This window comes from Pseudoduganella flava, assembly GCF_007830495.1.
Taxonomy (GTDB): Bacteria; Pseudomonadota; Gammaproteobacteria; order Burkholderiales; family Burkholderiaceae_D; genus Rugamonas; species Rugamonas flava.
This window is the reverse complement of sequence record NZ_VLKW01000002.1, coordinates 738,541-751,050: the sequence shown is the minus strand read 5'-3', so window position 1 is coordinate 751,050 and position 12,510 is coordinate 738,541. Positions and strand designations below refer to the sequence as shown.

At 68.8% G+C, this 12,510-nt stretch carries 9 protein-coding genes; 3 read left to right on the top strand and 6 right to left on the bottom strand.

Going from position 1 to position 12,510, the window contains the following annotated elements:
* The first annotated feature begins 106 nt into the window (after nt 1-106).
* A complete protein-coding gene (locus IP92_RS07535) occupies nt 107-3,196 on the top strand; it encodes a TonB-dependent receptor domain-containing protein (RefSeq protein WP_145873898.1) in 3,090 nt (1,029 codons plus the stop codon).
* On the opposite strand, the gene IP92_RS07530 is transcribed toward IP92_RS07535, so the two are convergent.
* Nucleotides 3,197-4,669, bottom strand: coding sequence for a glycoside hydrolase family 28 protein (locus IP92_RS07530; RefSeq protein WP_145873897.1), 1,473 nt, complete (start codon nt 4,667-4,669; stop codon nt 3,197-3,199).
* Nucleotides 4,669-6,303, bottom strand: coding sequence for a glycoside hydrolase family 43 protein (locus tag IP92_RS07525; protein WP_145874082.1), 1,635 nt, complete (start codon nt 6,301-6,303; stop codon nt 4,669-4,671). Before IP92_RS07525 ends, IP92_RS07530 begins: the two co-directional genes overlap by 1 nt.
* Nucleotides 6,304-6,553: 250 nt before the next feature.
* Here IP92_RS07525 and IP92_RS07520 point away from each other — a divergent pair, with 250 nt between their 5' ends.
* Entirely contained in the window at nt 6,554-6,889 is a 336-nt protein-coding gene (locus IP92_RS07520; RefSeq protein WP_145874081.1) for a carboxymuconolactone decarboxylase family protein, read from the top strand.
* 6 nt (nt 6,890-6,895) lie between these two features.
* Here IP92_RS07520 and IP92_RS07515 read toward each other — a convergent pair whose 3' ends face one another.
* The 3 genes from IP92_RS07515 to IP92_RS07505 all read right to left on the bottom strand — a co-directional run bounded on the left by IP92_RS07515 (nt 6,896) and on the right by IP92_RS07505 (nt 11,079).
* Nucleotides 6,896-9,547, bottom strand: coding sequence for a molybdopterin-containing oxidoreductase family protein (locus IP92_RS07515; RefSeq protein ID WP_145873896.1), 2,652 nt, complete (start codon nt 9,545-9,547; stop codon nt 6,896-6,898).
* Nucleotides 9,547-10,263 (bottom strand): 4Fe-4S dicluster domain-containing protein, encoded by a 717-nt coding sequence (locus IP92_RS07510; protein WP_145874080.1) that lies wholly within the window; start codon nt 10,261-10,263, stop codon nt 9,547-9,549. The genes IP92_RS07515 and IP92_RS07510 overlap by 1 nt, the downstream gene beginning before the upstream one ends.
* Before the next feature lie 72 nt (nt 10,264-10,335).
* On the bottom strand, nt 10,336-11,079 hold the full coding sequence (locus tag IP92_RS07505; RefSeq protein ID WP_145873895.1) for an SDR family oxidoreductase: 744 nt from the start codon (nt 11,077-11,079) through the stop codon (nt 10,336-10,338).
* A 99-nt stretch (nt 11,080-11,178) separates the two neighbouring features.
* On the opposite strand from IP92_RS07505, the gene IP92_RS07500 reads away from it, so the two are divergent.
* A complete protein-coding gene (locus tag IP92_RS07500) occupies nt 11,179-12,117 on the top strand; it encodes an AraC family transcriptional regulator (protein WP_145873894.1) in 939 nt (312 codons plus the stop codon).
* Here the strand turns inward: IP92_RS07500 and IP92_RS07495 are convergent, their stop codons facing one another.
* Nucleotides 12,118-12,477, bottom strand: coding sequence for a nuclear transport factor 2 family protein (locus IP92_RS07495; RefSeq protein ID WP_145873893.1), 360 nt, complete (start codon nt 12,475-12,477; stop codon nt 12,118-12,120).
* Nucleotides 12,478-12,510 lie beyond the last annotated feature (33 nt).

The window sequence follows — 12,510 nt, the reverse complement described above, 5'->3', positions numbered from 1 at the left end:
ATTTAATCATCGGCGTGATCGGCCGCCGATTGACTTCCCCATTCGAAGCTTCCTACCATCGGCGGCACGCCCATGCGTACCAACGCCACTTCGAAGGGGAGCAGCAATGCGACATCGCCAGCGCAGTCACCACGCAACCCGGCCGGCGCAGTTGTCGGCCATTTTTGCCGCGGCCAGCCTCGCCGGCGCCGCGCACGGCCAGGAGGCACAGCCTCCGGCCGCGCCAAAGGACGACAACACGGTCGTCATCACCGGCACGCGCCTCGTCAACCGCGGCTTCCTCGCACCCACGCCGGTCACGGTGCTCGATGCGCAGGAGCTGAAGGTGACGGGCACGCAGAACCTGGAAACGCTGCTGACGGACACGCCGCAGTTCGCCGCCAGCCAGTTGAGCAGCCCCACCGCCAACACGATGCAGGCGGGCCAGCCGTCCGGCACGGCCACGCTGAACCTGCGTAACCTGGGGCCCACGCGCAACCTCGTGCTGGTCAACGGCCGCCGCTTCGCGATCACGGGGCCGGACTTCACCACCGACATCAACGCGATCCCCGCAGCGCTGGTGCGGCGCATCGAAACGGTCACCGGCGGCTCGTCGGCCGTGTACGGGTCCGATGCGATTTCCGGCGTCGTCAACTTCATCATGCGCGACAACTTCCAGGGCGTCGAACTGAATGCGCAGCGCAGCTGGGACCAGCCGACGAAAACCCCGACCAGCAGCCTCGACCTGACGGTGGGCGGCAACTTCGCCGACAACAAGGGCAACGCCGTGCTGTCGCTGAACTACATGAACCGCGAAGGCATGACGCGCGGTGAGCTGGGCGGCTACTCGTTGCCGTCGCTGGGCGACGGCTGCGTCACGGCCGCCTCATGGTCCGCCACCCGCCCCGGCACGCCGCTGGCCGTGCCGGCCGGGCAGACGTGCCTGTCCGCCGGCGGCCGCCCTGGCCTCATCTTCAGCGGCTCGTCGACGGTGCCGAACGGACGGATCGGCAACCTGCCCGTGCCCGGATCGGCCGCATCGAACCCCGCCCTGGACGCCGCACTGCGCGCAGCCGGCCTGCAGAACATGGGCACCTTGGGTGCGATCTTCGACGCCAGCGGCAAGGCGGTGCGCCCGTACGTCGCGCCGGACGACGGCTACGACCTGGGGCCGCTGTCGTACGTCGTCACGCCGCAGAAGCGCTGGATGGGCAACGCGTTCGCGCACTACGACTTCAACGAGCGCACCACGGGCTATCTAGAAATGCACTACAGCAGCAACAAGGCACAGGTGCAGATCGGCCCGACGAGCGCCAGCGGCAACTTCCTCGTCGACACGAACAACCCTTACCTGAGCCCGGAGATGCGCGAAGTGATGCGCCAGCTCGACCTGCGCGAGACAGGTACGCTGAACGCGGCCAACGGTTCGCAGACGCTGACCACCGTGGCGGGCGACGGCCGCGCTCTCGTCAACCTGAACCGCCGCCTGTCCGACCTCGGCACGCGGCTCGGCGCGACGGACCACTCGGTGTTCCGCTTCTCCGTCGGCGTCAAGGGCGAGCTGCCGGCGCTGTCGGAACGCTACCTGTCGGACCTGAAGTATGACGTGTACTACACCCATGCGCGCACCACGGAATCGCAGTACCAGGCCGGGTCGATCTCGCTGTCGCGCTTCCAGAACGCGCTGCTGGCGCAGAACGGCGCCGCGCCCGTGCTGAACCCGTTCGGCCAGAACATCACGCAGGCGGCGCGCGACGCGATCCTGATCTCGTCGAACTCGGACATCGTCGCCGAGCAGCAGGTCCTGGCCGGCACCGTGACGGGCAAGCTGGCCGAGCTGCCGGCCGGGCCGGTGGACTTCTCGGCCGGCTTCGAGCGCCGCCATGCGTACAGCAAGTACACGCCGGATGCGTTCCTGTCGTCCGGCGACGTATCGGGCTGGAACGCGGCGCGGCCCACCGAGGGGGAGGCGACCGTCAAGGAAATGTATGGCGAGGCGCGCGTGCCGCTCCTCAAGGACAAGCCGCTGGCGAAAAGCCTGTCCATCAGCGGCGCGTTCCGGCGCTCCGACTACGACGTGGAATCCGTCGGCACCGTGTGGACCAACTCGATCGGCACCGAATGGGCGCCGGTCGACAGCCTGACGTTCCGCGTGCAGCGGCAGAAGTCGATCCGCGCGCCGAACGTGGGCGAGCTGTTCGGCGGCCAGGGCCGCAATGGCCCGATCGCGATCGACCCATGCTCGAGCCGCGCGGCGGCAGGCCAGCAAACGGCCGCCGTGCGCGCAGTGTGCGAGGCCACCGGCGTGCCGGCCAATATGGTGTTCGATGCGTCCGTGCAGCCGACGCAATTCCTCACGCAGATCCTGGGCGGCAATCCGAACCTGGAAGCGGAAACGTCGCACACGACGACGATCGGCGCCGTCTTCGCGCCGCCATCCGTGCGCGGCCTGCAGCTCTCCGTCGACTGGTACCGCATCACGCTGGACAACGCCATCTCGACCCTGGGCGGCGGCGGCATCCAGTCCGTGCTGGACCTGTGCTACTACACGATCCAGAGCGTGGACAGCGTGTACTGCAAGGCGATCCACCGCGATCCCGTCACGGGCCAGATCGCCGCGCCGGACTACGTGATGACGACGGCCGCGAACATCGGCGGCATCAGGACGCAAGGGCTGGACCTGGCGCTGCACTACGGCTTCGCCACCGGCTGGGGCCTCTTCGCCAACGGCGCACGTTGGAACCTGGACACCAACTGGACCTATGTCGACGAGCTGACCTTCACGCCGATCCAGGACATCCCGGATGTGAAGAACGCCTGCGTCGGCAGCTGGGGCGGCACGTGCGGCCAGCCGGTGCCGAAGTGGAAAGGCACGGTGCGGCTGACGATGAACAGCGGGAAGCTGATGCTGTCCGCCCGCGCGCGCTACAGCGGCAGCGTGACGACGGACGCCTACGTGATCCCGCAGCGCCGCGGCCTCACACCGCCGGCCTACGACTCGCTGACGAACCCGCGCATCAAGGCTTACACGTACCTCGACCTGACGGCGGGCTGGGACTTCAGCAAGGCCGTCAGCGTCACGGCGGGCGTTCGCAATGTGACGGACAAGGACCCGCCGGTGCTCGGCTCCACGCAGCTGCCGGCCAACAATTCGATCTCGGCCAGCTACGATCCGCTGGGACGCACGTTCTTTGCGATGTTGAACGTGAAGATGTAATCAGCCCAGCCTGCACGCGGCCGGCGCGATCAGCGCGGGCCGCGCATCCTGTCCAGTCGTAGTGAACCGCACGCGTTGCAACGTCAGGTTGCGCACGTTGCGGGCCCACAGGCCGGATGCCGGCATCACCGGGGCGAACATGTGCGGGTCGGGATACAGGCCGCGTCCATCGGGGACGGCGGCCGCATCGGGTGCCGGCCCTGGTGCGGGCGCCATCGTCAACGCCACGTCGCGCAGCAGCACGTTCTCGATGGGGCGTTCGGGTATCGCCGTGAAGAACGAGCCGCGCATGCCGTTGTCGTCGCCCGTGATGCGGTCGTAGACGATGTGACGCAATCGGCCCGCCGGCGGCTTCGACTGGCCGGGCCGCACGCGACCGCGGTCGCTGAGGATCAGGAACAGCGGGCTTTCGGAGCGGACGATCTGCACGTCGTGCACCAGTATGCGCTCGACGGTGCCGCCGTCGACGCTTTCCCACGAAATGCCGCCATCGGCCTTGCGGCGCTTGGCCGCGCGCATCGTCGCGGCCGGTCCACCCAGCACGACGTGGCGCACCAGGACATTGCGAAAATCGCCTTGCGAATCGGTGCCGAACTTCAGCGCATTGCAGCTGCTGTAGAACTCGCAGTTCTCGACGAGGATCTGCTCGCCGTTTCGCTGGCTGGCGCCCTTGAAGCACAGCCCGTCGTCCTCGGCGTTGATGAACGTGTTGCGGACGATGACGCGGCGGCAGCCGTCGATGTCCAGGCCGTCGTTGTTGTGGTTCGCCTGGTTCTCGACGTGGATGCCGTCGACGATCAAGTCTTCGCAATTGAGGTAGTTCTGCATCCAGCACGGCGAGTCGCGCATGCGCAGGTCGCGGATCACGACGTGGCGGCAGTCGAGCATGCGGATCAGGAACGGCCGGCCCGGCGTGGCGCCGGTGGTTTCTTCACCGGGGAAATTGTCCGGCGTGCCGCGGCCGTCGATCGTGCCCTTGCCGCACAGGCCCACGCGCTCGCAGCCTTCGGCGAAGATCAGCGACTGGTGCATGCCCATATTGCTGTCCATGACTGTCGAGCGGCGCGCGTGGCGCGTGGGATAGTCGGCCAGGTTCGTGCTGGCCAACAGCCGGCTGCCCGCCGCGATCTCCAGCATCACGCCCGAGCGCAGGTCGATCGTGCCGCTGACGTAGTCGCCACCTGCCAGGCGCACGGTGCCACCGCCAGCCGATGCGCAGGCGTCCACGGCACGCTGGATCGCCGCCGTCGCCAGCGCATCCTTGGCCAGGCCGTACGATTCGGGCACGAATACGCGCGGCGGCACTGGCCACGGTTGCAGGGTACGGGTCAGGTGGCTGGCCATCTCGTCCAGCTCGCGGCGCAGCTGGTCGGCCCATGCGGGCGCCGTCTCGCATGGTGCGCCCATTGCGGCCAGCGGCAGCGCCGCGCCCAGCGCCAGCACCACCCGGCGGCGGCGTGCATCGATCGTCATCACGGTTCTCCTTGCAGGACGCGGACGCGGAACCAGTCCACGTCGATGTAGTCGCGGGCGAGCGGGCCGGCGTGGGCAGCCTTCGGCTCGTCCGCGTCGGAACGGACGTAGGTGAACACGGCGGGGCGGCTGCCCTTCCACCACGAGAACTTCGCCAGCGGCGTGGCGGGGCCGAAGTTCGTGAAGGCGCCCTGCCCGTCCAGCGCATACGCGAATCGCACGTGCTGGTCGGCGGTCACCGTGGCGCGCAGGATCACGGCATCGGCATCGATCCGCGCGCCACGCGTTTCCGCGCCGGCGTTCGCATAGGTCAAATGGTTGATACCGTCCTCCCGCACAACGCCGATCCACGGCACTTTCACGCCGAACAGCACAAGGCCGGCGCGCTGGCCTTCCGCCATGCCCTGCAGCTCGATGCGCGTCGTGATCTCGGAGGCAGGCCCCTGCAGGATCTGCGTCAGCGTGTTGCGGGCGCCGACGAGGTGCCGCGCCCGGGTTGCGCCGATGCGCAGGAAACCAGGCCGCTCGGTGAGGCTCCAGCGCGCCGCGTCGGGATTGTGGTTCCATGACCATTGCAAGCCCAGCGCCGGTTGCGCGAATTCGTCGGAATCCTGCAGGCGGTAGCCGCTGCCGGCCATCTGCGGCACCTGGTGCTCCAGCACCGGCAGGCCGCCGTTGCCGATCACGGGCCAGGCGTCCCGCCACGTCACCGGCTGCAGGTGCGCGATGCGGCCGAACGCCCCCGTGCTGTTGAAGTGGATGAACCAGCCCTGGCCGGACGGCGTCTCGACATAGCCGCCCTGGTGCGGGCCCGCCAGGCCGTTGCCGGGATGGAGCACGGTGCGGTATTCGTACGGCCCCGTGATCTGCCGCGCACGCAGCACGGCCTGCGGCCCCGTCCCCACGCCGCCGATCGGCGCGAAGATGTAGTACCAGCCGTTGCGCTTGTAGAGCTTCGGCCCTTCCAGCACGGGCAGGTTGACCTTGTCCTCGACGATCGTTATCCCCGCGTCCAGCAGGGCCGTGCCGTCCGCGCGCATCGCGTGCAGGATCAACGGGCCGGCGCCCACTTTCGAATGGACGAGCCACGCCTTGCCATCGTCGTCCCAGAACGGGCACGGGTCTTCGTAGCCTGGGCCGGCCAGCACCGTCACCGGCTTTGTCCACGGCCCGGCCGGGTGTGCGGCGGAGCTCATGAAGATGCCTTCGTCCGGCGTGGCCCAATAGACGTAATAGCGCCCCGCATGATGGCGGATCGACGGCGCCCACACGCCGCCCGCATAGCGCATGCCGGGGCCGACAGGCTTCGACGTCGCATCCGTCAGCGTGTACGGCGGCACCATGTCGTAGGCGGGGTGGAAGTCCAGCCGGTCCAGCACGTGGCCGGCGATACGCCAATGGACCAGGTCCTTCGAGTGCAGCACCGGCAGGCCGGGCGAGAAATGGAAGCTGGACGCAACGAGGAAGTAGTCGTCGTCCACCCGGATCACGTCAGGGTCGGAATAGTCGGCGTACAGGATCGGATTCGTGTAGGTGCCGGGCGCGGCGCAGCCCGCGCAGAACAATGCCAGCGCCAGGGCCGCAAGCGTCGCGGCAAGCCACTGGCTGCGGCGCTGCCGCACGGCTGGATTCATGCTCACGCGTCTTTCGTGAAGGTTGACTGTGCCGGCCAGTAGATAACAGGACGGCACGCGCGTCAATGCCGCACCAATCAACCTGCTGAGCAAATCGCGACCGGCACAAGCACAGATTCACGGCCGCGCCAGGGGAAAGTTGTCGCGTATGTGTGGCCCGCCGCCCAACTTTTCGGACAAATTCATCGCACATTCACCTGACCAGCCGGCGCAGCATGGCGTGAGCACAACCACTGAAAGGGACTACATCATGATCCAGGACTGGAACGCCTATCGCAGTGCACTCATCGGTCGCGTGGGCGACCTCGCCACCTTGAGCCCGGATGCTATCCGCGGCTGGCAGACGATCGACGGCGCCGCGGCCGCCACCGGCAAGCTCGATAAGAAGATCCACGAGCTGATCGCGCTGGCCGTGGCCGTGACGACGCGCTGCGACGGCTGCATCACCGTCCATGCGAAAGCGGCGCTGGAAGCGGGCGCCACGCGCGAGGAAATCGCCGAAGCGCTCAGCGTGGCCATCGCGATGAACACGGGTGCCGCCGTCGTGTATTCGGCGCGCGTGCTCGACGCGGTGGACCAGCTGTAGCGGGAATTACACCCTGCGCACGCTGCAGACCGTATCGAACCAGGCCTGCATGCCGACCAGCGGCGACGGATTGACGGGCAGGATCGCGTTGATGTTGACGCCGTTGCCGCGCCCGCCGTTGCGCTCGTCCCACCAGACGCCGTTGCGCAGGTCGTCGTGGCGCGGTTCCGGTCCCAGCGCGGCCACCGTCGCGCCCTGGCCGGAGGCGCGCAGCACCGCCGTGCGGTTGCCGTTGCGTCCCTGCGCCGCCCGGCCGCCGAACTTCCAGCCCAGCGAATTCGACACCGCCAGCACCTTCGGATGGATGCCTTGGGTGACGAACACGCGGATGCGCGCCCGCCCGACGACGGCATCCTTGCCGGCCGCGCCGCCCTTGAACGCCTTGTCGCCGGCGGTGCCGGAACGGGGCCGGTAGGTCGTCAGCTCGACCATGTCGCCCGACTTCACGCCGATCCGCGCCGCCACGGACGGATGCATCCACATCGGATTGTCGTGCACGATCTCGGCCAGGTACTTCTGCGACGCGGTGCGGCCCTGCGTGTGCACGTTCCACTTGAACGACGTCAGCACGTAGCGGTCCGCCGGCAGGCTTTCCAGGCCGGGCACGTGGTGGAACGACGGCAGGCCGTCGTCGCGCATGCCCGCCGCGGCGGCCACCTGCGCCACTTCCGGCGCGTGGATCTCGAAGCGGCGGGACGGCGTCGCGAAGCCGCGCACGGCCACGCCACCGACCATCAGCCCGATCGCGCGTTCCTTGCCGCCCGGCTTGTCCGCCTTCAGCACGCGGCCACTCGCTTCGTCGACGCGGCTGCCGGCCAGCTGCTCGGCGCTCAACGCGCGCCGGTACACCTCGTACGCCTTCGGCCCGGCGTCGACGTGCACGCCGTAGTGCTTCATGTACTCGAAACCGCTGGCGAAGGCGCGCCCGTCCGGCCCCTTCGTCGGCAGCTTCGAGCACTGCGCCCGCACGTAATCCTCGTGCGTGCCGAACGCGAAATACTTCGCCTGGTCCGGGCCGAGGCGCTTGCCGATATTGAACAGCACGTCGGGGAACGACACCGCCTCGCCCGGCGGCGGCACCATCGGCTGGCGCAGCATCACGTAGTGGCGCAGCTCGAGGTTGTTGCGGATGTCCATGCCCCAGCGTTCCAGGTACGTCGCATCGGGCAGGATCAGGTCGGCGTAGTGCGCCATCTCGGAATACACGATGTCCGAGCAGGCGTGGAACGGGATCAGCTTCTCGTCGGCCAGCACCTCGGCCGCCGTGGTGCGCCCTTCCGGCCACGTCATCGGCGCCGCGATCGTGTAGCTGATGTAGACGTCCAGCCGCGCGCGGCCTTCCTTCAGGTAGTCGTACACCACCTGCCCGACCTTCATCTTCTGCCAGCGGTTCGCCAGCGGCCATTCGGGCGGGTCTTCCAGGTCGGTGCGGATCGTGACCTTCGGCGGCTCCGGCTGCGGCGCCGGGTATTTTGCCGGCGACAGCTTCTCTTCCAGCCCGTAGCAGTAGCCGCCCGGCTTGCCGACGGAGCCCACCAGCGCGTTCAGCATCACCACCGCGCGCTCGGCGTTGAAGCCGTTGTAGTGCGCCCCCGTACCGCGGTTCGTGAAGGCCGCCACGGCCGGCTTCGCGGACGCGAACTCGATCGCCAGCCGTTCGATGTCCGCCGCGGGCACGCCGGACAGTTGTGCCGCCCACGCGGGCGTGCAACTGGCCAGCCACTCGCGCAGCCGCGCCTCGCCCGGCTGCACGTAGTCGGCGACGAACGCGCGGTCGTGCAGGTTCTCGCGCAGGATCACGTGGCCCATCGCCAGCGCGATCGCGCCTTCCGTGCCGGGATACGGCTGGAACCATTCGTCGCTGCGGCCCGCCGTGTTCGACATCCGTACGTCGAACGTCACCAGCTTGGCGCCATGGTCGAAGCGCGCCTTCGTCACGCGTTTCACGAGGTGCAGGCCGCCCTGGTGCGCCTCGAAGAAGTTGGCGCCGAAGTTCAGGAAGTAGCGGCAACGCTCCGCGTCGATCGATTCCCAGTCCGTTTCGCCCAGGCTCACGTAGTTGGCGGCGCGCTTGTTCGACGAGCACAGCGCCCGGTGGTTCAGCAGCACGGGCGAGCCGATCGCGTTCAGGAAGCGGCCGATCTCGGACTCGTAGCGCGAACGGCCCTGGTGGATCGCCACGCGTTCCGGGTGGCCGTCGTCGATGCAGCGGCGGATCCGCGTCGCCATCTCGGCATACGCTTCTTCCCACGTGATCCGGCGCCACAGGCCCTCGCCGCGCTTGCCCACCCGGCGCAGCGGGAACAGCAAGCGCTCCGGGTAGTTGTTGATCGTCGGGCCGCTCTGGCCCTTCGCGCACGTCATGAAACTGCCGAGGTTCGGGTCGAGCGGATTGCCGCGGATCTTGACGACGCGGCCGTCCTGCACGAAGCCCTCGATGCCGCACACGGTCGAGCAGTTCAGGCACACGCTCTTCACGGACGTGGCGGTGCGGTAGTCGGGGCGCACCTTGTGGGCGGCACCGTCGGCGTCGGTGGCGTAGTTCAGCGGATCGGGGGCGGCGGCCATCGCATCGCCCGCGCCCAGCAGGATCACTTCGCCGACACCCAGCGTGGCCAGCGCACCCAGGCCCGACTTGATGAATTCGCGGCGCAGCATCACTTGCCTCCCTTCGTGGCCTTGGCGCCGGTGCCGTAATCGGCGCGCAGCTCGGCCCACGTATCGATCTCGTACGTGAACGGGTCGTGGTTGCGGCCCTTCGGCAGCTTGTTTTCCATCGCGCGCGGCACCACGGTGCCGATGCCGCGATAGTGCACCGCGGGCCGGGTCAGCTCCTGGGGCTTCAGTACCGTCAGGTCGGCTTCATGGCGCGCGCGGAAGCGGCTGATCGGGCTGGCGGCGTCGTTCACGTCGCCGAACACCAGCACCTCGGTCGGGCAGGCTTCCACGCAGGCGGGCTGCATGCCGGCCTCCAGCCGGTGGCTGCAGAAGTCGCACTTGTCGGCCACCTGGGCAACCGGGTCGATGTGGATGGCACCATACGGACAGGCGGCGATGCAGTCGCGCGAGCGGTCGCAGGTGGACGTATCGATGCGCACCACGCCATCCGCATCGCGGCGGATCGACTCGGTCGGGCACGCCTTCAGGCACGGCGCATCCTCGCACTGCATGCACAGCGTGGGCAGGAAGGCACGCCGCTGCGCGCTCCTGCCCGCGGCATCCTTGCCGGCGAAATCGTGGTAATACACCTTGGTGCGGAACATGCCGAGGTAGACGGAGTTCTCGACCTTGCAGGCGACGGAACAGGCGTGGCAGCCGATACAGCGTTCGGTATCGACGGCCAGGCCCCATTGGGGTTGCTGGCTGTGGCTCATGGGCTGGCGGTCAGGATGGACGAAGCCGGCAGGATACACGCCGCGGCCCCGCGCCGCCACCCTATGGCGCGGTTACAACGAGGCGGCCAGCGCTTCCGCATCCGCCCCGGCCGGAATGCGCATCGGCGCGGCGGGATCCGTCACCGCATGCCAGACCGCGCGGGCGACGGCCTCGGCCTCCGTCACGGGGCCGGGCGTGCGCATGCCCGTGAACACGGCATCGATCAGCGGTGCGTAGTCGTCCGGGATGGCGTCCTGCGTATGGCCGCGGGCGTTCTCGCCGAATTTGGTCCCCGGCCCCCGCCCCGGCAGCACGAGGCGGGTGCGGATGCCCAGCGGTGCCACCTCCAGCGCCAGCGATTCGGTGAATGCGTTGACGGCCGCCTTGCTGGCCGTGTAGACGGCCAGCAGCGGCCTTGGCACCAGCGTGACGGTCGACGTGACATTGACGATCACCCCCGCGCGCCGCGCCCGCATGCCCGGCAGCACGGCTTGCGTCAGCGCGATCGTACCGAGCGTGTTGGTGGCGAAGACGGCGCGCGCCGTGTCCATCGTCGTGCCTTCCAGCGGGGACAACACGCCGACGCCGGCATTGTTGACGAGCGCGTCGATCGGCCCGGCCGCGGCGACGGCGGCGCGGATGCTGGCGTCGTCCGCCACGTCGAGCGGCAGGATGCGCAGGCGGCTGGACGCGGGCAGGATGTCGGCCTGCGGATTGCGCATCGTCGCGATGACGTTCCAGTCTTGCGCGAGGAAGTGGCGGGCGATCTCGAGGCCGAAGCCGGACGAGCAGCCGGTGATCAGGACGGTTTTCATGGAGGGGCTCCTGGTTGGTGTGTAAGAGCCTCTACGATAAGCCTGTGGCGCAGGACGCGCTACAATAGCAAGTCCAGGTTTTATGTTCAGGAGTCCAGTATGACAGATCCATTGGCCGAGGTGGTCGGCTTGCTGCGGCCGGGTGTGCGGCACACGAAGGTGGTCGGCGCCGCTGGCCAGTGGGGCGTGCGGCGCGCGGAGACGGGCGAGCCGTCGTACTGCGCCGTTCTGGAAGGCACCTGCCGGCTGGCGCTCGACGACGTTGAACCCGTGGTGCTGGAGGCCGGTGACTTCGTGCTGATTCCGGCGGCGTGGGACTTCGCGATGTCGAGCCTGCGCCCGCCGCCGGCGCGCGACTTCGACCGGCCACCCACCGTCATCGCGCCCGGCGTCGTGCGGCAAGGCGACCCGGCAGCCGAGCCGGACGTGCGCTTCATCATCGGCCACTGCGTGTTCGGGTCGCCCGATGCGGCGCTGCTGGTCTCGCTGCTGCCGCGCATCGTGCACGTGCGCGGCGAACCGCGGCTGGCCACGTTGGTGCAGCTGGTCGGCGACGAATCGCGCGCGCAGCGGCCGGCGCGCGACGTGATCATGGCGCGGCTGCTTGAGGTGCTGTTGATCGAGGCATTGCGGAGCAACGCCGCGGCCGGCACCGCCACACCGCCCGGCCTGATGCGGGCGCTGGCCGATCCACGCCTGGCAAGTGCGTTGCGCGCGATGCACGCGGCACCCGCGCGGCCGTGGACCGTGGTCGAGCTGGCGCGCGAGGCGGCACTGTCGCGCTCCGCGTTCTTCACGCGCTTCTCCGATGCCGTCGGCATGGCGCCGATGGCTTACCTGCTGGCGTGGCGGATGGCGCTGGCCAAGGAACTGCTGCGCGGCGGCGCTTGCGGCATCGCCGAGGTGGCCGAACGGGTCGGTTACAGCTCGGCGAGCACGTTCAGCGTCGCTTTCACGCGGTACGTCGGCGTGCCCCCGGCCCGCTATGGAAGGGAGCGAGGGCGCGAGCGGGACGACAGCGCGGCGCTGGCCGCGTGACTAGGTAGGCTCGCCCACCGGGATCACGTAAGCCTGCAGGGCGGCCAGCTTGCCGTCGCGGACGTGCCAGACGTCGCAATAGGCATTGCGCACCCGCTTGCCCTGCCCGTCCAGCGAGACGATATGGCCGAGCGCGACGACGTTCTCGCCGTCGGCGATCAGCCGGTCCACCGTGAACTCGGGCGGCGCCGTGCACTCGGTCGCCATCCACGCGCGCACGGCCGCCTTGCCATGCAAGGTGTCGCCGCCCACCGTGGACCACACGACGTCTTCCGTGCAGAACGCCAGGAAGCCTTCGTTGTCGCCGGCACGGACGGCGGCATTGGCCTGTTGCAGGATGCTCTTGTTCAGTTCGGACATGGAGACTCCTTTCGGTTGGTAACGCAAACGCCG